Below are 24,710 nucleotides of genomic sequence, written 5' to 3'. Positions count from 1 at the left end.
CTGTTATTTCGCAAGCTCGGCGGCCGCAAACGCCAGTGCCGAAAACGCAATCAGCGGAAACAGCAGAAGCGCCAGGAAACCACCGCCACCTCGTTGTGTATTGAGATCGCGATCGTCAATGCCAATCCAGCCGTCAGGGCCGGCTGTCGTCTTTGTGTTTGTCTGCGTGATCATGGTCTCTCCTCCCGGGATCAAAACGCACGCACCGACACCAAACCTCAAGCACGCACCTCCTATGCCAGCTTGAAATCAATGCAGATCGGTATTCACAATTGCTAATATAACAGGAAATTTACGAAATACAAATACCGTGATCGGGCGCAGCCTTGACGGATCCATGGGCCCTGCGCCGAATCGGGAAACCGGTCCAGAAATTGGCTATCCGGCGGGCAACTGACGCCGCGAGCACAGGCGCCCAGACCAAGCCTTCCCATTCAGAACCGTCCAGCGGATCGGCAAACGCGCCGCGCTTGGTCTTCTTGCCCACTGCATTCGAATACTGCCAGATCGTGCTCCATTGCGTGTCCATGACATCACTCCGTTTCTGAGATGATGCTGAGGTAATGTTAAGCCATTCCGCGTTGTAGACGCATGAATGAAAGGTGTGTTTCATCGGTGCAAGACCCGCAACCATCGACTCTTCTCGCGGCAATACAGATATTCTTGTCGAGAATGGAGAAACCGGATGACCGATTCAGCCTGGGATGACCTGAAGCTTTTCCTGCATGTCGCCGGCGAAGGCGGCCTCAGCGGCGCATCGCTGCGCACCGGCCTCAGCGCACCGACGATCGGCCGGCGCATGTTCGCGCTCGAGCGTGGATTGGGCCGCGCCCTTTTCGTCCGTAGCCAGCAGGGCTATCGGCTGGCGCATGATGGAGAGATCTTGCTGGAGCATGTGAAGAGCATGCAGAAGGCGGCCGAGAACATCGCCGACTGGCACCGGGGCGCATTCACCCAGCCGATTGTCTCCATCGCCAGCGATCCGTGGATCGCAGGCTTCGTGGCCGATCACGTCGGCGAAGTTCGCACGCATGATGACGCCTATCGGATCTGCTGCAAGGCGGCGCGCCCAGGGCTCGACCTCACATTCCGCGAGGCCGACGTTGCGCTCGTCCGGGATCGGCCGGAAACCGGGAACGTTGCGGTCCAGCGCTCGGTCGGCGTGCGCTACGCGGCCTATCGCGCGGTCAGTCTGTTTGAAGGCAACGACATCCGCTGGATTTCCATGAGCACCGACATCTCGTTCACGCCGGCGGAGAAGTGGGTGTTCCAGAACCGGGAATCGCAGATCTACACCTGGACCTCCGGACACGATCTGTATCACCGCCTGGTGCGTCAGGGCGCAGGCCGTGGCGTCATGCCGGTCTTCGTCGGCGATGCGGATCCCGAACTGGTGCGCGAAGATGAGATCATCAGCGAACTGGACCACGACCTCTGGATCGTTGCCAACGACGACGATCGTCATCGGGTCGAGGTCCGCACCGTGATCGACAGGCTCGCCGACATCCTCAAGCGAAATGAGAGATGCTTCGCGGGCGTAGATTAAGCAGTGCCGAACAGAACCTTGCGTCCATCGGGATCGATGACCGTCACCACGACATCGTCGATCGCATATGGCTGAAGACCGAGCACGTCGAGATGCGCGAGGAAAGCCCGCAGGTCCGCGATCTTGAAATAGAGATGCGTCAGGTTGGAGCCAGCAAGAGCCGGATGGCTGTAATCGGCAAAGGCATTGGCGTCGTGGATGGCGATCTGCATGCCATCGGCATCGAGCCGCCAGTAGACATAAAGCCCACCCTCGCCGACAATCTCCAGCGCCAGGCCCGCGACATCGCGGTAAAAGCCCGCCGTCTTTTCGGGCTGGTCGGAGGTCAGGAAGACGCCGCGGAATGTCGCCTTCATATTCTCACCTCAGACCCGCTCGCCATTGCGGATACGATAGCTCGGCGCATACATCGTTACCAGTTCCTCCGACGCCGTCGGATGCACCGCCATGGTCCGGTCGAAATCATCCTTGGTGCAGCCGGCCTTCAGCGTGATGCCGAGAAGCTGGGCCATCTCGCCGGCGTCGTGGCCGAGGATATGGGCACCGACGACCTTGCGGTCGGCGGCATTGACCAAGAGCTTCATGATCATCTTCTCCACCCGGCCCGAAAGCGTCGCCTTCATCGGGCGGAATTCGGCGCGGTAGACTTCGATCTCCGGGAATTTCTTCGCCGCGGCTTCCTCGCTCATCCCTACCGTGCCGATCTCCGGCTGCGAGAACACGGCCGTCGGGATCAGCTCGTGGTCGGGCGAGGTCGGATTGTTCCTGTACTCCGTTTCGATGAAGCACATTGCCTCATGGATCGCCACCGGCGTGAGTTGCACCCGGTCGGTGACGTCGCCCAGGGCAAAAATGTTGGGCACATTGGTGCGCGAATAAAGATCGACCTTGATCGCGCCCTTCTCGTCGAGTTCGACGCCTGCCCTGTCGAGGCCGAGATTGGCCGTATTGGGGCGGCGGCCGATCGCGAACATGATCTGGTCTGCGAGGAGGGTCTCGCCCTTCAGCGTCGTCCCGGCAAGCCGGCCATCGCCGCGTTTCTCGATTTTCTCAAAGACATCCTCGAGAATGATGCGGATGCCTTTCTTCTCCATAGCCTTGTGCAGCCCTCGCCGTAGATCACCATCGAACCGCGAGAGTATCTCCATGCCGCGATAAATCAGCGTCGTATCGACACCGAGGCCGTGAAAGATGTTGGCAAATTCGACGGCGATGTAGCCACCCCCGGCAATGGCGATCGCCTTAGGCAATTCCTTGAGATGGAACGCTTCGTTCGAGGAAATGCCATATTGATGGCCTGCAAGCGTCTCCGGCATGCCGGGTGAACCTCCGGTCGCGATGACGATCCGCTCAGCGGTCACGGTCTGGCCCGTCTTGACGATCTTCACCGTATGGGCATCGACCAGTTCGGCCCGGCTGTCGAAGATCGTGGCCTTGTTGTTCTCGAGCCCCAAGCGGTAGAGGCCTTCCAGGCGCCCCACTTCGCGGTCCTTCGCTTCGATCAGCTTTTCCCAGTTGAACGTGCTTTCGCCGACGGACCAACCGAAACCCGCGGCATCCTCGAAATGCTCTCGATATTGCGAGGCATAGACGAAAAGCTTCTTCGGCACGCAGCCGCGGATCACGCAGGTGCCGCCGAAACGGTATTCCTCGGCCACGCCGACCTTCTTACCAAGCGAGGCAGTGACACGCCCTGCCCTCACGCCGCCGGAACCGCCGCCGATGACGAAGAGATCAAAATCGAATGATGACATGGAAACACCTGCTGAATCTGTTCATCTGTAGATATGGAACGGCGGCCCAAAAGAAAAGCCCGCCGGGCGGCGGGCTTCATGTTCTCTTTGCAAGGCAGGCCTTACTGTTGCGGAGCCGTCTTGTTCGCCTCGGCGAGCTTGGCTTCGATCGCTTCGCTGGCGGACTTGGTCAGGTCGCGCGAGACGCCGGTCGCCCAGATGTCGGCGGCCTTGTTCATTTCACGCAGCGCAATCGGCCCATTGGCGATCAGCTTCTTGCCGGCCGGCGAGGTGTAGAAGGCGGTGATCGCGTTCAATTCCTCAAGGGTGAAGCTCGTCGCATAAACCTTTGCCGCTTCGTTTTCGAGATCGGTGCGGCGCTTGGCGAATTCGATCGCCTTGGCATCAACCACCTCGTTAATGACAGGCTCGAAATTCGGCGTCGCCTGGATCAGCTGCTGCTTGAGCTGTTCGGCAATGGTGGGAAGGATGACGTCGAACTTGGTCGTGGCGCCGACTGCTGCGATCGTCGCACGTGCCGCCTTGAGCTGTTCGGGGGTCACGTCATCGGCCGCGCGCACGGCCGTCGCACCAAGAGCTGCAACAATGATCGCCGCTGCCGTAAGCTTGCCGAGCTGTGATAGTTTCATCATGGATATCCGTCTCCTAAATCGTCTTACGCTTCCAGCGTCCGCAAGCCTGCCGGTCCGGCAATGATCGCAAGGGAAGCCAGGTTAATGAAGAGCCCGTGTTCAACCACGCCGGGGATGGTATTGAGGCCGTTTGCCAATGCCTCTGCATCAGGAATGAGGCCAAAAAAAGCATCGAGTATAAAATGCCCGCCGTCGGTCCTGAAAGGCGTGCCATTGGTCGCCCGCTGGATGATATCTCCCGCTAGGCCCGACCGTTCCGCCAGTCTTTCCACCGCGATCCGGGTCGCCGCCAAGCCGAAGGGGTTGACCTCGATCGGCAGCGGATACGCGCCAGCACCAAGGGTTTCTACCACCTTGCTCTCGTCTGCGATGACGATCATGCGGCGCGACGCGGCTGCAACGATCTTCTCGCGCAAAAGCGCGCCACCGGCACCCTTGATCAGTCGCAGTTTGGGATCGATTTCGTCGGCGCCGTCTATCGTCAGGTCCAGTTCCGGCAATTCATCGAGCGAGTTCAGCGGCACGCCGAGTTCGAGACAAAGCCGCGCGGTACGTTCCGAGGTCGGAACGCCGCGAACGGACATGCCTTCGGCGACCTTCTCCGCCAGCAGCCGGACGAATTCCTCGGCCGTCGAGCCGGTGCCTATGCCCAGGCGCATGCCGTTTTCGACATTTTTCAGCGCCTCGGCCGCCGCCTCGATTTTCATTTGCCGGGCGTCCATGCACCAGCTTCCCCCGCTGTTTCGAATGGTTGACGTATCTACACGCGGTTCAGAGTAAACAAAAGTGCTATTTGAAGGAAATGGCGGAATTTCGAAGATGTGGCGATTGCCAAGCCAGACCACGTCATTTACGCGGATTGCAATCAGAATCTGGAGATCGCCTTGTCCGCCCCCACAGTCGTTTTCGACCTCGACGGCACCCTCGTCGATACCGCCGCCGATCTCGTCTCGAGCCTCAACCATACGATATTGGCCAAGGACTTGGCGCCGGTGACCTACGAGGATCTCACCCATCTCGTCGGACATGGTGCGCGTGCCATGATCGAGCGGTCGTTCCGTCTCAGAGGCCACCCGCTCGACGAGGCCGAGATGCCCGCGATGATCGACCGTTTCGTCGAGCATTATCTCGCCGAAATGCCCGGCAAGAGCCGTCCTTATCCGGGGCTGCTCGATGCTCTCGACAGGCTCAGGGCGGCAGGCATGATCCTCGCCGTCTGCACCAATAAGATGGAGAGCCTTGCCCGGCCACTGGTCGAAGGCCTCGGCATGTCGGCCTATTTCGCCGCGATCACCGGCGGCGATACGTTTGCCGTGCGTAAGCCTGATGCCGAGCACCTCGTCGGAACCGTCCGCCTTGCCGGCGGCGATATCCGGCGCACGGTCATGGTCGGCGACAGCCTCAATGACCTGAAAGTCGCGGTCAATGCCGGCGTACCCTCGATCGGCGTACCCTTCGGTTATTCCGACGTGCCGATCCAGACGCTCGATCCGACGGTGATGATCGAGCATTTCGACGAATTGACGCCGGAACTGGTGAGGTCACTTCTGACAGATCGGCAACACGCGTCCCGAAGCGCCTGAGATCGTCAGGCGCGCATGGCGCCGGCATTTGCGATGGTATCTTCCTCGAGATAGCTGCCCAGGCTATCGAGCAGCACACCCCATCCATGGCTGCGGCCCTTGGCACCGTCGCTGGGTGGCAAGACGCACATCTGCTCGGTATAGCGCAGCCGCGTTCCACCATTCTCGTCCGTGAAGGCGATCGTGGTGAGCGAGACGGTGTGCACCCGCCCGTTCATCGCCATGGAATAACCGAGCACGATAAGCGCCTCGTCGCGGATCTCGAAATAGCGGGTCTCGTTGGTGTGCTCGCCCATCTCGTTGCGAAAACTCTTGCGCTCGCTGCCCCCGATCCGGAAATCCATGTCCGCGGTGCCGCCGCCAAACCATTTCGCCTTCTTTTCGGGAATGCTCCAGGCGGACCAGACATGCGCCACGCAGTTGGGGTAGACGCGCTCGATCGTGTAGCTGTCGTGGCTGTAAATATCGGTCATTTCTCATTCTCCTCGTTTAGGAAGGTTCCAAGATCATCCAGCCGGCGCTCCCAAAGCTGGCGATGCCGCTTCACCCATATTTCGACCCAGGCGAGCGCATCGGGTGCCAGCCGCACGGTCCGCACCCTGCCGCGCTTTTCGCTCGCGATCACACCGGCATCCTCCAACACCTTGAGATGCTTGAGAAAAGACGGTGCCGCCATTCGGAAAGGCTGGGCGAGTTCGGACACCGATGCCGGTCCGGATACGAGCTGTTCGACCACGGCCAATCGTGTTGGATCGGCAAGTGCGCCAAAGATCGCGGGAAGTTGGGTTTGAAAGGTAGCCATAAAGCTACCTAATGCGATCGAGCCGGAGAGTCAACAAAAGAAAGCCAAAAGGCTATCTTTTGTTGACTGCGATACCGGCACGAGATTTGAAAAGCAAAAGGCCCCACAAGATGAACTTGCGGGGCCTTCGCGAATATCGTCAGGCGCAGAGAAAGCTCAGCCTTCGGCAGCGCGCGCTTTGGAGGTCGCCTTGAATGCCTTGTCCATGGCCGCATCGCGGCTGTAGACGTCGTCGAAATATTCCACCACGCCATCCTTGTTGGGGAAAGCGGTGAAATAGGCGACATAGACCGGGAATTTCTCCGGCACCTTGACCTGATGGTTCTGGCCGGTGGCGATCTCGGCGTCGATTTCCTCGACGGAAATACCCATCACTGCCGCAGCCATCTTCTTCGGATCGGAGAGACGCACACAGCCGTGGCTGAGCGCCCGCATGTCGCGCTCGAAGAACTTCTTCTGCGGCGTGTCATGCATGTAGATGGCATGCGAATTCGGGAACATGATCTTCAGCTGGCCAAGCGCATTGCCACGGCCCGGCGGCTGGCGGACGTCGACCGAGTCGGTCGAATTCCAGTCGATGTCGGACGAGGAGACCTGCTGGCCATTGATCGATGTCTCATAGCCCTGTCGGTCGAGATAGGATGGGTCGGCACGCAGTTCCGGCAGCATCTCGTTGACGATAATCGACCGCGGCACGCCCCAATAGGGGTTGAACTCGACGAGTTCGATCTCATCCTGGAAGAAGAAGGTCTGGTTGCGCGGCGAGCCGACAACCACACGCATGTTGAATTCTTCCTTGTTATTGTTGTGATAATAGGCGGTGAAGGCCGGCTGGTTGATGAACACATAGCGCGAGCCGAGATCCCCAGGAAGCCACCGCAGCTGTTCCATCGCCACCTTGATCTTCTCGATCTTGGAGCCGCCGGTATCGCCGCCCATCAGCTTGCGGATCGTGCCCGCACCAATCACGCCGTCACCCTTCAGGCCGCTTTCGACCTGGAATGCCTTGACGACATCGACCAGTTCAGGCGTGTATTCGGGCGTATCCTGATAGGACGCCAGCGTCAGCGAATGATCGACCTTCAGCGTATCGGAGCCACGGATGCGGATCGCAGCGATCACGTTTGCGAGTTCTTCATTGGTCTGGCCCGGCTTGAGCAGCGTGCCCGGCGCGATTTCCACACGGGCTTCCTCGGTGCCGTCGGCTGCCTTGAGCTTGATCAGTTCGGCCTGCAGCGCCGCGAACTCAGGGCTCATCGGCGTGCGGCTTTCGAGATAGGCCGCGATGTCGCCGCTGGCGCGGATGACGTTGAGTGCGCCATCGAGATTGACCGTCTTGCGCTTGAAATCGTAATATTCCGCGATCCGGTTGGGATCGATACGGCCACGAACGGTGTCCTGCGTGTAGGTGAGGACAGCGGCGGACAATTCAATCTCGAATTGCATCAGCAGGCGCTGACGGGTCACCTCATCGACAGCCGAAACCGTATCGGTCGGGTCCATGACCTTGTATTCCGAGGGATCGAGGCCAACGCCGTCGACACCTTCGAGGGCCTTCAGCGCCGCGCGCGCCTTGTCGGTCACGCCATTGGCATCGACCCACAGCAAACCGTCATTGGACGAATAGAATTTTTCGATCGCAGCAGCCACATCGGCGGGTGCCTTGACGCGCACGTCGGTCATGTGGGCGCGCGGGTTCTGGGCGAAATCGACCTGCTGGATAATATTCGGGGTCTGGATAGATCCGGTCTGGTTGGGATCGGCAACGGGATCAGCCGCGGCTGTTTCCATGGTCGGCGCGAATTTCGCCACCGCGACAAACCGGAGCGCATCAGCCTTGTAGGTGAAATACTTGGGCGCAGAGACCTTGGGCAATGCCTTTGCCGGCCTGGCGGGATCGGGAAAAGCGCCGTAATCGTCGTCATCGTCCAGCGAACTGCCGAAAATGCTGTGCGACGGCCTCTTGCGCTCGTTGCTGGTCTTCTTTCCCTGCAGGAAATCGAGCAGCGTTGCGGAATGGGCTGCTGGTGCGCCGAATGTGATTGCGCAGGAAATCGTCAGCGCCGCGATGGCCGCATTCTTCAATATTTTCATCTGTAAATCGATCCCGGCGCTTCGCCGCCCTCACCCATGTTCAAGTGCGCTCATCCTTATCTGATTGCACACCGGTTGAAAAGAAAACGGATGACTCGGCCAGTTCATTCAAGGGGTCACATCTTTGTGACGGGAATCTGGCGAGACCTCCAGCATGACAGCCACAACACTATGATATCCTTAAATGTTTATTAAAATATTTATTGCGCGTGGATGTGTCTGCGGCCCGGGCGGCATGGTGCGCCGGAGCAAAACCCGCTTCATGTGACGAAAATGGCACGTCGGGTGAGGTGCCGCGGCCAGACAAAAATGACCGCCATCACCTAAACGGAGGATTGTCCGGATTCGATTTGCCCAATCTCTCCCGTGGAAATGAGGGTATGGTGCTCCTGGACAAACCGATACTGAAATCCGCTTTTCGCTATTTCCAAACCTGCGCGCTCGGCCTAAATAGCTGGCATCAAGGCATCGAGGAATGGAGACCGGCAGTGAGCAAGCGCACCGAAACCGATACGTTCGGCCCGATCGAAGTGGAGAACGACAAATATTGGGGCGCGCAGGCTGAACGCTCGCTCGGCAACTTCAAGATCGGTTGGGAGAAGCAGCCAGCCTCGATCGTCCGAGCACTCGGTATCGTCAAGCAAGCAGCGGCCCGCACCAACATGGCGCTCGGCCAGCTCGATGCAAGCCTCGGCGAGACCATCGTCGCCGCCGCACAGGAAGTCATCGACGGCAAGCTCAACGCCCATTTCCCGCTCGTCGTCTGGCAGACCGGCTCGGGCACGCAGTCCAACATGAATGCCAATGAAGTGATCTCCAACCGGGCGATCGAGATGCTCGGCGGCACGATGGGCTCGAAGAAGCCCGTCCACCCCAATGATCACGTCAATATGAGCCAGTCGTCGAACGACACCTATCCGACCGCCATGCACATCGCCTGCGCGGAACAGATCTCACACCACTTGATTCCGGCGCTCAATCACCTCCACAAGGCACTCGACGCCAAGGCCAAGGCCTTCGCGCACATCATCAAGATCGGCCGCACCCACACGCAGGATGCCACGCCGCTCACGCTCGGCCAGGAATTCGGCGGCTATGCCGCCCAGGTCCATTCGGCGATCAAGCGGATAGGCGATACGATGCCAGGCCTCTTGGAACTCGCCCAGGGCGGCACAGCCGTCGGCACCGGCCTCAACGCGCCGATTGGATTTGCCGAAAAGGTCGCGGGGGAAATCAGCAAGATCACCGGCATGCCCTTCGTCACGGCGCCCAACAAGTTCGAGGCGCTCGCCGCACATGACGCGATGGTCTTCTCCCACGGCGCGATCAACACCGCCGCCGCAGCCCTGTTCAAGATCGCCAACGACATCCGGTTCCTTGGCTCCGGGCCGCGCGCGGGCCTCGGCGAATTGTCGCTGCCGGAAAATGAGCCTGGGTCCTCGATCATGCCCGGCAAGGTCAACCCCACCCAGTGCGAGGCACTGACCCAAGTCTGTGTCCATATCTTCGGCAACAATGCCGCCATCACCTTCGCCGGCAGCCAGGGCCATTTCGAACTCAACGTCTATAATCCCGTCATGGCGTATAATTTCCTGCAGTCGGTCCAGCTTCTCGGCGACGCCGCCCGCTCCTTCACCGACAATTGCGTCACCGGCATCGAGCCGCGCGAGGACAATATCAAGGCCGGCCTCGACCGCTCGCTGATGCTGGTCACCGCGCTCGCCCCGACAATCGGCTACGACAATGCTGCCAAGATCGCCAAGACCGCGCACAAGAACGGCACGACACTGAAGGAAGAGGCGCTGGCGAGCGGGCTGGTGACTTCGGAACAGTATGATGCGGTCGTCCGGCCGGAAGACATGATCGGGCCGAAATAGGCCCGCTAGTCTAAGCACTCACCCCCCTGCATCATGATCGCAGGACTCGGTCTGGCAATCATTGGTCTTGGTATACTTGTCGCACTGCTTCAGGGCCGTCAGTTCGGCATCCTGTTCGCTCGGCCAGTCATTGCTGTAGCCATAGGCGCCCTGGCTATCGACGGCAACGCAGCCCCAGGCAAGCGCCTCTCCGGACGTCGCGACACCGACGGCGCCGATGGCAAAACAAGCCAGTATCAATTTCCGCATTTTTCTCTCCTTTATTCGGCGGCCACCAACAATCGCTCAAGACTTGACGTTATCGGGGACAAGAGCAGTATTTACCTAGTATTTTCGGGATCTTCCATACGCCAGGTTAACCGATTCCCAACACTTGAGGTCTAGAACAAATCCAGTAATCACGGGTTTCAGGAGTTGGCAGATGAGCGTGGCGCAGCCGAGGGTGCAGGTGCCGGATATCGCCGCGCAGGTATCGTTCGCAATGCGCCAGATGGGTGTCGCACCGATTCCGCGGAACTACGAGCTCTTCTACGAAGCCTATATCGGCTCCAACCCCAAGCTCACCAAGGAACTGGCGGCACTGGGCGCACGCGCGACCCAGGAGGAACTCGACGCCGTCGGGGCGCAGTATTTCGGCGTCCATCAGGCAGACGGCGTCCAGGGCGCCCATGGCAAGATCGCGAACGAGCTTGAAGGACTGCTCACGCTGCTCAAGGAGGAGCAGACCTCGCTCGAAAGCTACAATCGCCTTCTCGAAGAGACCCATTCCCGCATCACCTCGAAGAGCGCCGCAAGCACCGATCTCCTGCGCAACGCGATCAGCGTGCTGTCTGAAGCCACCGGCACGACGATGGCGCAGGGCCGTGTCACCGTCGAAGGCGTCGAAGCCAAGTCCCGCGAGATGGAAGACATCAAGAAAGAGCTCGACGAGTACAAGCGTATCGCCAATACCGACTCGCTGACCCGGCTCTTTAACCGCCGCGCCTTCGATGACCGTCTCGCTTCCATCTATGACAGCCAGCGCGGACGCACCACCACGGCGCTTGTCATCTGCGACATCGACCATTTCAAGAAGATCAACGACACCTACGGCCACCCGGTCGGCGACAAGATCCTCGCCACCGTAGCCAATGTCATCAAGGCCAATGTCCGCAAGGATGTCTTCGTCGCGCGCACCGGCGGCGAGGAATTCGCCATCGTACTCGACCTGACCACGCCGGAGGAAGCGCATCTGATCGCCGAGCGCGTGCGCCGGGCGCTCGAACATACGCCGTTCAAGAATTCGAAGACGGGCGTCGATTATGGCCCGGTCACCATCTCGATGGGCCTGTGCATGGCCGGCCAGACGGAAGACCCGCAGGACCTCTATCACAAGACCGACATCGCGCTCTATTGCGCCAAGACCAACGGCCGCAACCGCACGCTGATCTTCGAGGACGGCATGAAGAAGGAGCCATCCAAGACCTGGCTCCTCTACCGGAAATAACCTTCCGCATTCATCGATATGAAAGCCGGCCATCGCGCCGGCTTTTTTGTTGCGTTGACTCCTGGCGTTTCATCCATTATAGAACCATTCAGTTCCAGAACTGATGGGTTCCTAAATGATTGATCAGTTGAGTGCCACTTTCGCCGCCCTTGCCGACCCCACGCGCAGGGCGCTCCTCGATCGTCTCTCCAGGGGCGACGCGTCGATCGGGGAACTGGCCGAACCGTTCGACCTGACCACCAGGGCAATCTCCAAGCATGTCGCCGTGCTGGAAAGTGCCGGCCTCGTCACCAGGAGCCGTGACGCCCAGAAGCGCCCGAGCCACATCCGCATCGAACCGCTGGTCGATATCGACCTGTGGCTCCAATCCTACCGCCGTCTCTGGACCGGCCGCTTCGCGCGGCTCTCCGTAGAACTTGAAAAGCAGCAGGAGCAAGACAATGAACCATCATGAGACTGTAACCGCCGTCCGCGACATCGTCATCGAACAGTATTTCGATGCACCGCCTTCCCTCGTCTTCAAGAACTGGATCGAGCCTGATCTCGTCAGCCGCTGGTTCGCTGCCGATACGTTCAAGGTCACGGCCGCCACGCTCGACGTCCGCCCGGGCGGCGCATGGCGGGTCGATTTTCGCCGCGATACCGGCTGGACCTATTTCGAATTCGGCTCCTTCCGCGAGATCGTTCCACCCTCTCGACTCGTCTTCACGCTCACCCAACAGGATGGCGAGAACGCCGGCCCTGAAACGCTCGTCGCTGTCACACTCGCGGAAGATGGCGAGGGTACGCTCATGACCTTCAGGCAGTCGGGTTTCGACGACGCCGCCCGCCGCGACGCCAATGCCGAGGGCTGGGGCGAATGCATCCGCAAGCTCGGCGAATCTCTCGCGGAACAGGAGATCGGGCCGGAGACCGGCAAGGCAGCCTTCGATCAGCAGCCCTGAACACGGCCCCGGCGTTAACCGACGCCGATCTCGAAACATAGCAATATCAATAATATGGGAGGTCCATTGCGGCCTCCCTACGTCGTTAGAAGTAAATAAGTTCCTTAAATATTTACCATGTTACCGAAGAAACAGCGCGCCCCCCTTGCGAGTTCTAAAACCACGTCATGGACAACGGGATGAGGCGCGGCCAGGGCAAACACGGCCCCTCTCCCACAGCGAACGGAGAGACTGGCATGAAAAAGATGATCGCACTCGCAGCGGCAGCCTTCGCAACAATGATGCTCGTAGCCCCGGCCAATGCCGGCTTCCTCTTCAAGAACAACCCGGAAAAGCAGATCGAAGTCGCCGCCCTTTCCGACCAGATCGGCTGGATGTCGGTTCTCTCGGATGACAAGCCGGTTGCCAAAAGGAAGAAGACGGTCAACACCTCGCCGATCGCCCGCAAGCTCGTCAAGTTCGCAAAGTCGGTCCCGGTCGGCACGATCATCATCGACAATTCCGAGCGCCGCCTCTACCACGTCATTTCCAAGGGCGTCGCCATGAAATACGGCATTGCCATCGGCAAGGAAGGCTTCGGCTGGACCGGCGAAGAAGTCGTGACCGCCAAGACCGAATGGCCGACCTGGACTCCGCCGGAAGAAATGCGCGTCCGCGAAGCCAAGAAGGGCCATATCCTGCCTGCCAAGATGGAAGGCGGCATCGAAAATCCGCTCGGCGCCCGCGCCATGTATCTCGGCTCCTCGCAGTACCGCATCCACGGCACCAACCAGCCGAACTCGATCGGCAAGGCTGCATCCTCCGGCTGCTTCCGGATGGCCAACGAAGACGTCGAGCACCTCTACGCCCACGTCAAGATCGGCACCCGGGTGATCATCCAGGAGTGATTGAATAAGATTTCAGACATCAAAAAGCCGGCCCCGCGCCGGCTTTTCTATTGTGTACTACCTTCGTATTTATGTTCAGCCAAGGTCGTTGAACTCCAAGTCCTTCACACGCACGATCATACTTCGTCTGGGGTCTCCTGGAAGATCGACAAATCCAAAGCCTTGATAAAATTGCCTAACGTTCTCATCAAGAGGATGTGTCATAACGCCAAAGCAGCCGATCTCCCGCGAAAATCGCACAACTGTCCGAAGAGCGTGCAGCATCAACGATGCAGCGTGGCCCTGCCTTTGAAAGCGAACATCAATGGCGAGTTGCCCAAGTAGGGCCATCGGCACCGGGTCCGGCCGGTTTCGCTGGTCGGCTTTAGGGAGATGCGCTCGCTCTATTTGGGCGGCGCTCAATGTCACGTAACCGACAATCGTCCGCGACTCATGTTGTGCGACGACGCTGACCCTAGACATCCCGGTGACATGATTGCGCCATCCGTTTCGCCGCAACCAATTGTTCATCGAGTCTCGGCCACAATCGAACGCATCGCGGTCATCGGTTTCGAGAAGCGACCGGGGCCGTATCAACTCTGCCATTCCGGACGCGACCTAGCGAGCCTTTGCAACGCGGGAATCTTTTTGGGCTCCTCGTCGGCCCAAGCCTCGAACTTTTCCCATTCCTCGACGGGAATGGTGACGATCCGTCGTTCCGTCAGCTCAATCTCGGCGGCTTCAACCGCGCGCCGGCGAATGAAATCGCTAAGGTTGGTACGAGATTCGAGGGCGGCGTTTTTAACAAGCTCGCGCTCTTCCGGGGTCAATCTTACGCTGACCGGTTGCATTGGGCTGGACATAATTGCCTCCTGTTCGTATGACATTAGCATACGAGCGTCTCGACAACAATATGTCCCTCAATCGTCGTTGCTGGCATCCAGTTCTTCCGGCCGCATGCCCTCATCGCGCTCGTCCCGTCTTTCCGCAAGGAACTTCAGGCATTCCTCGAACGCGGTGAGATCCGTGTACATCTCATCCGCCGCAGCCGCATGCACCGCCACGATCCCGCCCCGGCGTTCCACGCCACCGTCCAGCATCAGGTTGTCGGTCATCTCGAAATCCTCGAGCGACAGCCCGTCCGGCCCGCGCCTGTAGCCCTTGGCATCCTCGGTGATCTGGTTGTCGTAGAAATCGAGCGTGCGCTGGTAATGGTCGCTGGCGACATTGGTATAGGCAGCGACCATCTTGCCCAAGGCGCACATATAGCCGAGCTCGAACACCGTGCCGACATCGGCCCACTGGCCCCGGAACGGCGTGAGATTGGCGATCACGCCGTCGGCGGCGTTCATCATGCCCTCGTTGACCTTTGATATCGCCAGGCCGAACGCCTTCTTGGTCTTTTGCGCGGGGATATCGAGATCGCCGGGACACAGCGGCTCGAAGCCGTATTGCCGGACAAGTGCCGCCTTGCGGTCCATCTGTTCGCGGGCATTGACGAGAAAAACTTCCGGGCCGGCGATATAGAGCTTCTTCATGGGATCAACCTGTCACTTGCAGGCCGAGACCCCCGCGCGTTTCGCGATTTCAAGGAGTTCCGGCCGGTATTCGAAATGCATCGTGTCATAGTGATACCAGCGCCCGCCCCAGATGAAACCGTGTTTTTCGAAGATCGCCACGATTTCCATCGGAAACTTGTTCTTGTAGACCGGCACATTGCCCGGCTTGCCCCTCGACCAGACCCAGTAGTCGGCGAATTTGGTGTTGAGATCGATCGCCGCGCCGAAACTATGCACGGAGAGATTCTTCTGGCCCGCCACCTTGCGGAAGTTGAACACGCCTGCCGAGGGCGCGAGATATTTCCGCAAATCCGAGCGGGGAACCAGTTCGTCGCGCACCGCTTCCAGCGCCGTATTGACACCGTTGATCGACGTCACCTGCAACGTCTCGCCGAACCATTTCACCGGAACGAGGTTGCGCGCGACTTCCTTTTTCGAGCCGCCATACATCAGCGTCATCAGCTTTTCGGAGCGGATGCGGCCGGGATCGAAGTTCACGTCGGGCCGGGTCTCGCAGGCACCGGCAGGATAGACCTGCTGGAGACTGTCTTCGATATCGCCAGCTTCGAGCATCTGGAAATGGTCGCGCTTCACGCCATCATCGACCTCCAGAATCTGCGCGTGCCTGATGAAGCCCACGCCCTTTTCCGAACCCATGTTCAGCGTCTCGGGATAGGCTTTGACGAGGATGTCGATCTTTTCGGAGAGGGTTAGATCCTTGGCAAGGACAGCCGAGGACGAAACCAACGACAAAACCACGCCCATAGCCAATAAAACTTGCTTCATAGCCGCCTCCACCACCATCCATTGGACAAAAGACGAGTACCACGCAAAATCTATTCAGAATCGCAACGCTCAATGAAATCCTTCAGGCCGGAGCGAAAATGGTGTGCTTCGAGAACCGGAGCGGAGTGTACTTAAGTATATGAGCACCGGAAGCGCAGAAGCACGCCATTTGCAGCCCGGCCTCAAGGATTTCCGCCCTACCCTACCACATGGTCTTGGCAGCGCGGTCCGGCCAGTCACGGTCGTAAGTCTCGCCGTCGAAACCGTCCTTGATCGTCTTCATCATCTGGCCGACCGTCGGCAGTGATCCAGCCGTTACGAACTTGTCCGGGTTCCAGAGATCCGCTCTGATGACGGCGCGGGCACATTGCACATAGACTTCGTCGATGGTGATCACGATGACGGATCGCGGATGCTTGCCGTCCATATCGAAACGCTCCGTCATCGCGGGATCGATCACTACCACCGCCCGGCCGTTGAGACGCATCGTCGATGTTGAACCCGGGATGAGGATCATCAGCGCCACGCGCGGGTCGCGCACGATGTTGGAGAGCGAGTCGACGCGGTTGTTGCCGCGCCAGTCCGGCATCAGGATCGTCCTGTTATCCTCGACATAAAGCACATGGCCGGCGTCACCGCGTGGTGAACAATCCAGCCCCTCGTGGCCTACCGTCGCCAGTGCCACGAAGGGCGAGGCTTCGATCATGCGCCGGTATTCCGGCGTCAGGAACGGCGTGACCTTGATGATCGACGCCTCCACGGGCTGGCCGTAGAGTTCATTCAATTCCGCAACCGACTCGATCTTCTGCATAGCCGTCTCCATCTCGGACGGCCCGCTATACAATCGTTTCATGACGATTAAACGAGAAATTTCTTGATGGCATCGATCGTTGCGGGTGAATTGACGATGCGGCGATGGCCGAGCCCGTTCAACCATTCGAGTTTCACATGCGGGCCAGCGCCGACATAAGCCCGCGCGGCGCGCGAGGAAACTTCCTTGTCCTCGTCCGCATGCAGCACCAGAACCGGCAATTGCGGCACCGATTCCAGCATCCGCCCGGCCGAGAAGAAGGCGATCGGCTGGCCGGCAATGCGCTTGACCTCGCGATCGAGCGCGGTATGCACCCGGCGGGTAAAGCCCATCGCGCCGGAGAAATTCGAGAACACATGCTCGGCCGCCACGGGTGCCGCGATCAGTACCAGCTTGTCCGGCGTATGGCGCGTCAGCCAGTCGGCTGGACAGGACGCGGACATGGCCGCAACGAAGCCGCCGAAGGAATGGCCGATCACAGCATCGAAATGGCCGTATTGCCGCCATGCCGCGTCGATCGCATCGATCCCGATCGGCACCGTCAGCCGCCGGCCGGTGGAGCCGCCATGGCCCGGCAGGTCGAGGCCCACCACGGTCGCGCCGGTCTGGCGCAGGCCGCGGATCAGCCCCTGCATATAGTCGATGCGCGATCCCCAGCCATGCACGACCAGATAGGTCTTGCCGCTTGGTTCGCCAATCGGCGGAAAACGGTGCGTCGCCACCATGCCCGCCGGCACCGGCAGCATCAGCAGTTCGGCCTCGCGCATCGCCGCGCGCGACAGGCCGAGCAGCTTGCGCTCCTTTTCGTTCTTCGGCTCCGGCGAACTGGTGCTCGAAAACAGGCTGAACGCGATGCGTCCCGCCAGCCTGGGCGAGACGACGCCTGTGAGATTGATCGCTTGCCCCGCGACCTTGTGCAGGTAAGATTGCATTGCTATGATCCATAAGTTCAACAATGAACAATAAAGTACAACTATGAACAAAAATCAAGCCCTGCCTTGGGATCATCCACGCTTTCGTACATGGATCGGCGTGGCGCGCGCCTGCCAGCTGATGCAGCTGACCCTGCAGCGCAACATGGCCCATCTCGAGATCAAGCCGCCGCATCTCGATATCCTGCTCAATCTCTATAAACGCGAGGGCATTTCCCAGCAGGAATTGGCACGCAAGCTGCTGGTCGGCCGCTCCAACATGTCGATGCTGCTGCCGCATCTGGAAAAGCGTGGCCTGATCGAACGCCGCGGCGACGGCAAGGACAAGCGCGTGCTCAGGCTGTTTCTCACCGACCAGGGCAAGGATGTCACGGAAAAGGCGATGAGCATCCAGACGGCGCTGATCGACACGGTGATGGCGACATCGACCGAGGAGCGCTGCCTGATGGTCGCCGAGCAGATGGAGAGGATCGTCGACGTGTTGCTGCGCGAAGGCCGGAATGAAGAGCCTAGCGTCAATCTCAGACAGAGGTCGACGCGGTAGTCAGATGCGAACTTGAAGGTACATCGCCAGACCGAGGTAGCGGATGTCTGAATTCAGTGAATACATTGTGTATGTGGACGAAAGCGGTGACCACAGTCTCGCACCTATAAATCCCGAAAATCCTGTCTTCGTTTTGGTTTTCCTCGTCATTCGAAAAGTAGAATACAGCGCCAGCATCGTCCCTCACTCACAAAATATAAAATTTCACTTTTGGGGGCACGACTGCGTAATTTTCCATAACTACGAAATTCGGAAACGACGTGGTGAATTCAATATCCTCTTGAACGAGAACACCCGCAATGAGTTCTTTGATCGGCTAAACATGTTTGTTGCTGACGCGCCTTTTACGATAATCGCCGCCGCCATCAACAAGCAAAGGCACATCGACAGATATGTTGATCCTCAGAACCCTTACGAGATCGCATTGGGTTTTTGTATGGAGCGTCTGCAATACTGGCTTCGCGAAAATAATCAGGACGACAGACTTACTCACGTTCTCGTTGAGAAACGGGGAATGCCTGAGGACACGAAACTCGAACTGGAGTTTCGGCGAATAGCAGATGGCAAGAACCGAGTGGGCAAGATGCCAAATCTCGATATTCGATTCATGGACAAGAAACACAATTCAACCGGTCTCCAGTTGGCCGATCTCGTCGCATATCCTATCGCCCGTCATGTCATCGATCCAAATCAACCCAATCGAGCTTATGAATTGATAGAGCCCAAATTTCGCAGAGGACCTCGTGGGAAGCTCGAAGGATACGGGCTCAAAATTTTCCCATAGAAAGCGAAAAGCCTCCGGGTAGTCCCAGAGGCCAGACGCCGAACGAGCAGTCCCGTTCCATTTCATACAAAGATAGGCTCATAAGAATTCTTGTCAAGCACCGACCTCACCGCGGCCGTTCACTCACATCCCGGCTCATGCCTTTTTCCGCAAGCTTCGCCTCGTATTCGCCGAACAACTCCCCGCCGCGCTCGCCGAGTTCGCGCAGATAGTTCCAGGTGAATATCCCGGTATCGTGGCCGTCGTCGAAGCCGATGCGGATGGCGTAATTGCCGGTCGGCTGCACGCTGAGGATCGCGACATTGCGCTTGCCCGGCACGGTCACTTCCTGGCCCGGTCCATGACCCTTGACCTCGGCGGATGGCGACAGCACGCGCAGCATCTCCGCCGACAGCTCATAGGCCGCACCATCGTTGAATGCCACGGTCAGCCGCTGCCGGTCCTTGGAAACCCTGATCTCGGTCGGCCAGATTTCGCTCATAATTTCATCCCTTTTCTCGCGCATTAGCGATCCACTGTCGCATCCGCAAGACAAATTCACTTCAATCCGCGCTATCAAATCCCTATATAGGCTTGACGGAAGCGCGTACCCAACACGATATGGGGTGCGGGAGTAATAGATGAATATTTTCTCAGGTCATTTCCGGCCATTGGGCACACCGGCCCCCATGATCGACCCCTTCGGGCGCATGGTGAGCTATCTGCGCGTCTCGGTGACGGATCGCTGCGATTTCCGCTGCACCTATTGCATGGCCGAGCACATGACCTTCCTGCCGAAGAAGGACCTGTTGACGCTCGAGGAACTCGAGCGGCTCTGTTCCGCCTTCATCGACAAGGGCGTCCGCAAGATCAGGCTCACCGGCGGCGAGCCGCTTGTGCGCCACAACATCATGTACCTCGTCCGCGCGCTCGGCCAGAAGGTGCGTCACGGCGTGCTCGACGAACTGACGCTGACCACCAACGGCTCGCAGCTCGCGCGCTTCGCCGACGAGCTCGCCGACAACGGCGTCAAGCGCATCAACGTCTCGGTCGATACGCTCGACGCGCAAAAATTCCGCGAGATCACCCGCACGGGCGACCTGAACAAGGTGCTGGCCGGCATCGATGCCGCGCAGAAGGCCGGCATCCACGTCAAGCTCAACGCCGTGGCGCTCAAGCATTTCAACGGGCAGGAAATCCCGGAGATCATGCGCTGGGCGCATGGCCGTGGCATGGACATGACCGTGATCGAGACCATGCCGATGGGCGAGGTCGAGGAAGATCGCACCGATCGCTACCTGCCGCTGTCCGAACTCCGCCGGGACCTCGAAGAACAGTTCACGCTGACCGACAATGACTATCGCACCGGCGGCCCCGCCCGCTACGTGACCGTCGAGGAAACCGGCGGCCGGCTCGGCTTCATCACGCCGATGACGCATAATTTCTGCGAGACCTGCAACCGCGTGCGCCTCACCTGCACCGGCACGCTCTACATGTGCCTCGGCCAGAACGACGCCGCCGATTTCCGCGACCTGCTGCGCTCGACCGACGACGACGCCGTCATCAAGAGTGCCATCGACGAGGCGATCAGCCGCAAGCCCAAGGGCCATGATTTCATCATCGACCGCGAGCATAACCGTCCCGCCGTTGCCCGCCACATGAGCATGACGGGCGGCTGATGCGGCGCGCATTCCTCGCCGCACTTGGAATTCTGTTCACAGGCGCCCTGCCCGCCCTTGCCGATGATGCCTCGGATACCGCCGACATCGCCGCCGCCCGCAAGTTCATCGAGCCGGTCATGGGCAAGACCTGCGATTTCCAGACCAATGATGACGGCACGCCGGATGGCGACAACAATGTCTTCCCGCTCAGCTATCGCACCAAGGGACAGGACCAGGATTCGCCGGATTACAAGCTCACCCTCGTCCAGCTTGCCTGCTCCTCGGGTGCCTATAACTTCAATTCGATCTATCTGACTCGCAATGCCGACGGCGTCTGGGAACTCCTGACCTTCGCCGAGCCGACACTCGATTTCGATTACACGGACGTGAACTTCTCCAAGCTCAAGGCACCGCCGAAGGTCGCCGGATTCATCACCACGACCCAGCTCACCAACAGCGAGTATGATCCTGAAACCAGAGTGTTGAACTCCTCGGCCAAGTGGCGCGGCATCGGCGACGCCTGGTCGGCGGGGCAATACCAGTTCGTCGAGGGCGTCTTCGTGCTGAAGAAATACGAGGTCGATCCCACCTTCCAGGCGCCGGGCGAGGAAGAGCCGGACCCCAGCGTGCCGGAAAGCTATGTGGTCTTCGACGCGGCTGCTGTGAAATAGCGCGCGCTGATCGATTGCAATCCCCGTTTCGCGTTGATTAGACAGTTGTGCAAACAGCCTGCGGCAGTCTATAGACCAGCCTGCCTACCGAACTGGATTCCCGCCGCATGGCCTTCAATGACAATATCAAGGGCGCGATACTGATGTCGCTCGCCATGGCCAGCTTCACCATCAACGATGCCATGGTCAAGCTTGTGACGGACGATCTGACGACCGGCCAAATCATGTTCATTCGTGGCGCGATAACCTCCGTGCTGATCCTGCTCGTCGCCTGGCGGATGAAGGCGCTGAGGCCGTTGAAGACGGTGCTTCAGCCCTGGTTCATGCTCCGCACGGCAGGCGAGATCGGTGCGTCGATCACCTACATCCATGCCCTGTCGAAGATTCCGCTGCCTAATGCATCAGCGATCCTGCAGGCTTTGCCGCTCGCCGTTACCATGGGTGCGGCGCTGCTGCTGGGCGAACAGGTCGGCTGGCGGCGCTGGTCGGCCATAGCAGTCGGCTTTGTCGGCGTGATGATCATTATCCGTCCCGGCGCGGAAGGGTTTACCGCAGCCTCTCTGCTGGTCGTCGGCTCGGTGATCACCGCGGCCACGCGCGATATCGCGACGAAGAAAATCGGTCCCGATGTTCCATCGCTCTTCATCTCAGCCACAACCTCGGTCACAATCACCATCGTCGGCGCGTTCCTGATCGTACCGTTCGGCGGCTGGAACCCGGTGCCATTAGATGACCTTGGTGAACTTGCCTTCGGCTCGGTCATGCTCTTCGCCGGCTACCAGACGCTGATCATGGCGATGCGCACCGGAGAGATTTCCTTCATCGCGCCGTTCCGCTACACCAGCCTGATCTGGGCGATCATGCTCGGCCTGTTCCTGCTCGGCGATATCCCCGACATTTGGATGCTGACGGGTTCGGCCATCGTGGTTTCAGCGGGCCTCTATGCCTTCTACCGCGAAACGGTGCTACAACGCCGCAGACTGGCGGAGATCGAAAACAATCTCACCGTATCCTGAGCCTGAAATGGAAGCTATCCTCACCCCACCCCGTTTTCCCGCCGTCATTCTCGCCGGCGGGAAATCGTCGCGCATGGGCGAGCCCAAGGCGCTGCTGCCGTTCGGCCAAGGCCAGCTGATCGACCATGTCGCGGCACGTCTAACGCCCCAGGTGACCGCGATCGCGTTGAACGCCAACGATCCATCGATCACCCTTCCGGGCGTCGCTGCATTCCCGGACCTTTTTACCGACTATCCCGGCCCGCTCGCCGGCATTCACGCCGGCCTCGCCCATATCAGAGAGAATGAACCAGGCGCGACGCATGCGTTTATGGTCCCCGTCGACGGCCCCTTCTTCCCCACGAACCTGGTGGAAACGCTGGCCGCGACACTGACCGGCCCGGCCGATATCGCACTGACCGCCTCCGGTGGCCGGCTGCATCCGGTGCTTGGCCTCTGGCCGGTGTCGCTGACTGATCGTTTGGCGGATTGGCTCAAGGCCCCGCCGACCTTGAAGGTCCGCGCCTTCCTCGATGGCCTGCCGGTCCACGTCACGGAATTCCTCTTCCTCGAAACCCCGCTCGGGCCACTCGATCCCTTCTTCAACATCAACACGCGCGAGGATCTTGATCACGCGCGAAAAATGCTGGAAGTTGTGGTCAATTGAGGGATTGGGACGGAAGCAGCGCCAGCCAACCGGCGCGACCGGATAAGATAGGCTAATCCGGCTGTGGCGACAGCCTCGTCTCACTTCAGGAGGTAATGCGAATGAGGTTTCGACCGATTTCCATTACGCTGGAATTGAAAAGAACCCGGACTGGTTGGCAAATCACGATCCGGGTTCAATTCAGCGTCTAGCAAAGAGGGTCGGGCGAAAGCCCGATCCTCACTCCTGAAAAATAACCCATCATCATCTCTTTTTCAAGTTTGCCTCCAGGACAGCATATGACCCCACCCAAAATCTTCGGCATCGCCGGCTGGAAGAATTCCGGCAAGACAGGTCTCGCCGTCCGGCTGGTCACCGAGCTCACCGCGCGTGGCCACAAGGTCTCGACCATCAAGCACGCGCACCACGATTTCGATATCGACAAGGTCGGCGCGGATTCGTACCGCCACCGGCAGGCCGGCGCGCACGAAGTTGCCCTCGTCTCTGGCACCCGCTACGCCATCATGCACGAATTGCGCGGCGCGCCTGAACCGACGCTCGAAGAAGTACTGGCACGGCTTGCACCCTGTGACATCGTGCTGATCGAAGGCTACAAGCGCGAGCCCGTGCCGAAGATCGAGGCGCGAAGGCTCGAAGCCGCCAATCGGACGCCGCTCGCGCCCACCGATCCATACATCTGCGCCATCGCCTCCGATCACCCGGTGGACGATGCCAGCATCCCGGTCTTCGATCTCGATGACACGATCACGATCGCCGATTTCATCCTTGGGACGCTTAATCTCTGAATATCGCTTGCCTCCCGCGCGTTTCTCCTTAGCCTGATCCAGCCAACGGAGGAACCGCCATGAGATTGCCAGTTGCCCTCGCCATCCTGCTTCTGTCGACCCCGGCCTATGCGGCAGAGGACTGCAAAGCCTGGACCGCCGCCGTGGAAGAGGACGAAGGCGGTCCCGTCATGACGGCGCGCGTCTGCGCCGGCACCGGCGACATCGTCAATCAACTGTCCTTCCAGTGCGGCGCCAAGGGCGAATTGATGATCCGCTATGTCCCCGTCGCGCCCGAGAATTACCCGCCGGCCGGCAACGGGAATTTCGAGACCGATCTCGAATTCTCGCTCGGCCAGGAAATGTTCACCCGTCACGCACGCTACGAAGATATGGACGGCGCGATGGCAACCGAGACGGAGATCGATCCCTTTGTCTCCACTCTCATGGTTCAGAAAAAGGTCGATGTGAATGACGTCACCGGCAAGGTGCCGAGCGCGACCTTCACGCTCAAGGGCGCGAAGAAGGCTCTCGAAAAGCTGATCGCGACATGCGAAAAGTAGGAATCGGATACTGAGGACAGCATGCAGGACAAGACAGGACCGGGCGGAGAACTGACGCTCAGGACACTCGCCATGCCGGGCGACGCCAATGCCGCCGGCGATATTTTCGGCGGCTGGGTCATGGCGCAGATGGATCTCGCCGCCGGCATCCGTGCCGCCGAGATCGCCCATGGCCGCGTGGTCACCGTGGCGGTCAAGGAGATGGTCTTCGAAATGCCGGTCAAGATCGGCGACACCCTCTGCATCTACACCAACCTCGAACGGATCGGCCATTCGTCGATCACGCTGATTATCGAGGTCTGGGCGCAGCGCTACCTCACACCCCACATGGACAAAGTCACGGCGGCGACCTTCGTGATGGTGGCTCTGGACAAGGAAGGCCACCCGACTGCGGTGAAGGCCGGGTAAGA

Annotated in this window: 33 protein-coding genes; 16 read left to right on the top strand and 17 right to left on the bottom strand. The window is 59.5% G+C overall.

Annotation, left to right across the window (positions count from 1 at the left end; genetic code table 11):
- Positions 1-3: 3 nt before the first annotated feature.
- Positions 4-174, bottom strand: a complete 171-nt coding sequence (locus ACSQ26_RS08335) for a hypothetical protein (RefSeq protein WP_436008095.1) — start codon at positions 172-174, stop codon at positions 4-6.
- 118 nt (positions 175-292) lie between these two features.
- Entirely contained in the window at positions 293-529 is a 237-nt protein-coding gene (locus tag ACSQ26_RS08330; protein ID WP_436008093.1) for a hypothetical protein, read from the bottom strand.
- 156 nt (positions 530-685) lie between these two features.
- Between ACSQ26_RS08330 and ACSQ26_RS08325 the strand changes: the two genes are divergently transcribed.
- A complete protein-coding gene (locus tag ACSQ26_RS08325; protein WP_436008091.1) occupies positions 686-1,546 on the top strand; it encodes a LysR family transcriptional regulator in 861 nt (286 codons plus the stop codon).
- On the opposite strand, the gene ACSQ26_RS08320 is transcribed toward ACSQ26_RS08325, so the two are convergent.
- The 4 genes from ACSQ26_RS08320 to rpiA all read right to left on the bottom strand — a co-directional run bounded on the left by ACSQ26_RS08320 (position 1,543) and on the right by rpiA (position 4,654).
- Positions 1,543-1,902: a VOC family protein gene (locus ACSQ26_RS08320; RefSeq protein ID WP_436008089.1), complete on the bottom strand. Its 360-nt coding sequence runs from the start codon at positions 1,900-1,902 to the stop codon at positions 1,543-1,545. The genes ACSQ26_RS08325 and ACSQ26_RS08320 overlap by 4 nt on opposite strands.
- A gap of 9 nt (positions 1,903-1,911) precedes the next feature.
- The gene (gene gor / locus ACSQ26_RS08315; RefSeq protein ID WP_436008087.1) at positions 1,912-3,300 is read right to left on the bottom strand and encodes a glutathione-disulfide reductase; all 1,389 of its coding nucleotides are present in this window, start codon (positions 3,298-3,300) and stop codon (positions 1,912-1,914) included.
- Between the two features lie 101 nt (positions 3,301-3,401).
- A complete protein-coding gene (locus ACSQ26_RS08310; protein ID WP_436008085.1) occupies positions 3,402-3,932 on the bottom strand; it encodes a DUF2059 domain-containing protein in 531 nt (176 codons plus the stop codon).
- Between the two features lie 23 nt (positions 3,933-3,955).
- The gene (gene rpiA, locus ACSQ26_RS08305) at positions 3,956-4,654 is read right to left on the bottom strand and encodes a ribose-5-phosphate isomerase RpiA (RefSeq protein ID WP_436015157.1); all 699 of its coding nucleotides are present in this window, start codon (positions 4,652-4,654) and stop codon (positions 3,956-3,958) included.
- 162 nt (positions 4,655-4,816) lie between these two features.
- On the opposite strand from rpiA, the gene ACSQ26_RS08300 reads away from it, so the two are divergent.
- Entirely contained in the window at positions 4,817-5,515 is a 699-nt protein-coding gene (locus tag ACSQ26_RS08300) for an HAD family hydrolase (protein ID WP_436008083.1), read from the top strand.
- Between the two features lie 5 nt (positions 5,516-5,520).
- On the opposite strand, the gene ACSQ26_RS08295 is transcribed toward ACSQ26_RS08300, so the two are convergent.
- The 3 genes from ACSQ26_RS08295 to ACSQ26_RS08285 all read right to left on the bottom strand — a co-directional run bounded on the left by ACSQ26_RS08295 (position 5,521) and on the right by ACSQ26_RS08285 (position 8,411).
- On the bottom strand, positions 5,521-5,988 hold the full coding sequence (locus ACSQ26_RS08295; RefSeq protein ID WP_436008081.1) for an SRPBCC domain-containing protein: 468 nt from the start codon (positions 5,986-5,988) through the stop codon (positions 5,521-5,523).
- On the bottom strand, positions 5,985-6,317 hold the full coding sequence (locus ACSQ26_RS08290; RefSeq protein ID WP_436008079.1) for an ArsR/SmtB family transcription factor: 333 nt from the start codon (positions 6,315-6,317) through the stop codon (positions 5,985-5,987). The genes ACSQ26_RS08295 and ACSQ26_RS08290 overlap by 4 nt, the downstream gene beginning before the upstream one ends.
- 156 nt (positions 6,318-6,473) lie before the next feature.
- Positions 6,474-8,411, bottom strand: a complete 1,938-nt coding sequence (locus tag ACSQ26_RS08285) for a L,D-transpeptidase family protein (RefSeq protein ID WP_436008077.1) — start codon at positions 8,409-8,411, stop codon at positions 6,474-6,476.
- A 488-nt stretch (positions 8,412-8,899) separates the two neighbouring features.
- On the opposite strand from ACSQ26_RS08285, the gene fumC reads away from it, so the two are divergent.
- On the top strand, positions 8,900-10,288 hold the full coding sequence (fumC, locus tag ACSQ26_RS08280; RefSeq protein WP_436008075.1) for a class II fumarate hydratase: 1,389 nt from the start codon (positions 8,900-8,902) through the stop codon (positions 10,286-10,288).
- Positions 10,289-10,306: 18 nt separating this feature from the next.
- On the opposite strand, the gene ACSQ26_RS08275 is transcribed toward fumC, so the two are convergent.
- The gene (locus ACSQ26_RS08275) at positions 10,307-10,537 is read right to left on the bottom strand and encodes a DUF4189 domain-containing protein (RefSeq protein WP_436008073.1); all 231 of its coding nucleotides are present in this window, start codon (positions 10,535-10,537) and stop codon (positions 10,307-10,309) included.
- Positions 10,538-10,709: 172 nt separating this feature from the next.
- Here ACSQ26_RS08275 and ACSQ26_RS08270 point away from each other — a divergent pair, with 172 nt between their 5' ends.
- The 4 genes from ACSQ26_RS08270 (at position 10,710) to ACSQ26_RS08255 (ending at position 13,605) form a co-directional block, all read left to right on the top strand.
- Complete coding sequence (locus tag ACSQ26_RS08270) at positions 10,710-11,774, top strand: GGDEF domain-containing protein (protein WP_436008071.1); 1,065 nt, start codon at positions 10,710-10,712, stop codon at positions 11,772-11,774.
- Between the two features lie 115 nt (positions 11,775-11,889).
- Positions 11,890-12,228 (top strand): ArsR/SmtB family transcription factor, encoded by a 339-nt coding sequence (locus tag ACSQ26_RS08265; protein ID WP_436008069.1) that lies wholly within the window; start codon positions 11,890-11,892, stop codon positions 12,226-12,228.
- On the top strand, positions 12,215-12,718 hold the full coding sequence (locus ACSQ26_RS08260; protein ID WP_436008067.1) for an SRPBCC family protein: 504 nt from the start codon (positions 12,215-12,217) through the stop codon (positions 12,716-12,718). Before ACSQ26_RS08265 ends, ACSQ26_RS08260 begins: the two co-directional genes overlap by 14 nt.
- Before the next feature lie 236 nt (positions 12,719-12,954).
- Positions 12,955-13,605 carry a L,D-transpeptidase gene (locus ACSQ26_RS08255; protein WP_436008065.1) on the top strand — a complete coding sequence of 217 codons (651 nt, stop codon included), beginning with the start codon at positions 12,955-12,957 and terminating at the stop codon, positions 13,603-13,605.
- A 75-nt stretch (positions 13,606-13,680) separates the two neighbouring features.
- Here the strand turns inward: ACSQ26_RS08255 and ACSQ26_RS08250 are convergent, their stop codons facing one another.
- From ACSQ26_RS08250 to ACSQ26_RS08225, 6 genes are all read right to left on the bottom strand, one after another.
- Positions 13,681-14,190 carry a GNAT family N-acetyltransferase gene (locus ACSQ26_RS08250; RefSeq protein ID WP_436008063.1) on the bottom strand — a complete coding sequence of 170 codons (510 nt, stop codon included), beginning with the start codon at positions 14,188-14,190 and terminating at the stop codon, positions 13,681-13,683.
- Entirely contained in the window at positions 14,178-14,447 is a 270-nt protein-coding gene (locus ACSQ26_RS08245; protein WP_436008061.1) for a DUF1778 domain-containing protein, read from the bottom strand. Before ACSQ26_RS08245 ends, ACSQ26_RS08250 begins: the two co-directional genes overlap by 13 nt.
- 57 nt (positions 14,448-14,504) lie before the next feature.
- On the bottom strand, positions 14,505-15,122 hold the full coding sequence (locus ACSQ26_RS08240) for a nucleoside 2-deoxyribosyltransferase (protein WP_436008059.1): 618 nt from the start codon (positions 15,120-15,122) through the stop codon (positions 14,505-14,507).
- 12 nt (positions 15,123-15,134) lie between these two features.
- Positions 15,135-15,929, bottom strand: coding sequence for a M15 family metallopeptidase (locus ACSQ26_RS08235; protein WP_436008057.1), 795 nt, complete (start codon positions 15,927-15,929; stop codon positions 15,135-15,137).
- A gap of 202 nt (positions 15,930-16,131) precedes the next feature.
- Entirely contained in the window at positions 16,132-16,740 is a 609-nt protein-coding gene (locus tag ACSQ26_RS08230; protein ID WP_436008055.1) for a pyridoxamine 5'-phosphate oxidase family protein, read from the bottom strand.
- A 47-nt stretch (positions 16,741-16,787) separates the two neighbouring features.
- Positions 16,788-17,672 carry an alpha/beta hydrolase gene (locus tag ACSQ26_RS08225; protein ID WP_436008053.1) on the bottom strand — a complete coding sequence of 295 codons (885 nt, stop codon included), beginning with the start codon at positions 17,670-17,672 and terminating at the stop codon, positions 16,788-16,790.
- A 43-nt stretch (positions 17,673-17,715) separates the two neighbouring features.
- On the opposite strand from ACSQ26_RS08225, the gene ACSQ26_RS08220 reads away from it, so the two are divergent.
- Entirely contained in the window at positions 17,716-18,216 is a 501-nt protein-coding gene (locus tag ACSQ26_RS08220; protein WP_436008051.1) for a MarR family winged helix-turn-helix transcriptional regulator, read from the top strand.
- Between the two features lie 43 nt (positions 18,217-18,259).
- Complete coding sequence (locus ACSQ26_RS08215) at positions 18,260-19,000, top strand: DUF3800 domain-containing protein (RefSeq protein ID WP_436008049.1); 741 nt, start codon at positions 18,260-18,262, stop codon at positions 18,998-19,000.
- Between the two features lie 106 nt (positions 19,001-19,106).
- On the opposite strand, the gene ACSQ26_RS08210 is transcribed toward ACSQ26_RS08215, so the two are convergent.
- Entirely contained in the window at positions 19,107-19,481 is a 375-nt protein-coding gene (locus ACSQ26_RS08210) for a gamma-butyrobetaine hydroxylase-like domain-containing protein (RefSeq protein WP_436008047.1), read from the bottom strand.
- A 139-nt stretch (positions 19,482-19,620) separates the two neighbouring features.
- Between ACSQ26_RS08210 and moaA the strand changes: the two genes are divergently transcribed.
- From moaA to ACSQ26_RS08175, 7 genes are all read left to right on the top strand, one after another.
- Entirely contained in the window at positions 19,621-20,658 is a 1,038-nt protein-coding gene (gene moaA, locus ACSQ26_RS08205) for a GTP 3',8-cyclase MoaA (RefSeq protein WP_436008045.1), read from the top strand.
- Positions 20,658-21,311, top strand: coding sequence for a DUF1176 domain-containing protein (locus tag ACSQ26_RS08200; RefSeq protein ID WP_436008043.1), 654 nt, complete (start codon positions 20,658-20,660; stop codon positions 21,309-21,311). The genes moaA and ACSQ26_RS08200 overlap by 1 nt, the downstream gene beginning before the upstream one ends.
- Positions 21,312-21,418: 107 nt before the next feature.
- Positions 21,419-22,327, top strand: coding sequence for a DMT family transporter (locus ACSQ26_RS08195; RefSeq protein WP_436008041.1), 909 nt, complete (start codon positions 21,419-21,421; stop codon positions 22,325-22,327).
- Between the two features lie 7 nt (positions 22,328-22,334).
- Positions 22,335-22,973 (top strand): molybdenum cofactor guanylyltransferase, encoded by a 639-nt coding sequence (gene mobA, locus ACSQ26_RS08190; protein WP_436008039.1) that lies wholly within the window; start codon positions 22,335-22,337, stop codon positions 22,971-22,973.
- Between the two features lie 278 nt (positions 22,974-23,251).
- On the top strand, positions 23,252-23,758 hold the full coding sequence (gene mobB, locus ACSQ26_RS08185) for a molybdopterin-guanine dinucleotide biosynthesis protein B (protein ID WP_436008037.1): 507 nt from the start codon (positions 23,252-23,254) through the stop codon (positions 23,756-23,758).
- A gap of 59 nt (positions 23,759-23,817) precedes the next feature.
- Positions 23,818-24,300 carry a hypothetical protein gene (locus ACSQ26_RS08180; protein ID WP_436008035.1) on the top strand — a complete coding sequence of 161 codons (483 nt, stop codon included), beginning with the start codon at positions 23,818-23,820 and terminating at the stop codon, positions 24,298-24,300.
- Between the two features lie 21 nt (positions 24,301-24,321).
- A complete protein-coding gene (locus tag ACSQ26_RS08175) occupies positions 24,322-24,708 on the top strand; it encodes an acyl-CoA thioesterase (protein WP_436008033.1) in 387 nt (128 codons plus the stop codon).
- The last annotated feature ends 2 nt before the right edge of the window (positions 24,709-24,710 follow it).

The organism is Rhizobium sp. LjRoot254 (assembly GCF_964254105.1).
Classification (GTDB): domain Bacteria; phylum Pseudomonadota; class Alphaproteobacteria; order Rhizobiales; family Rhizobiaceae; genus Rhizobium_E.
Note: the sequence above shows the minus strand (reverse complement) of the source record. Positions and strands in the feature narration are given on the sequence as shown.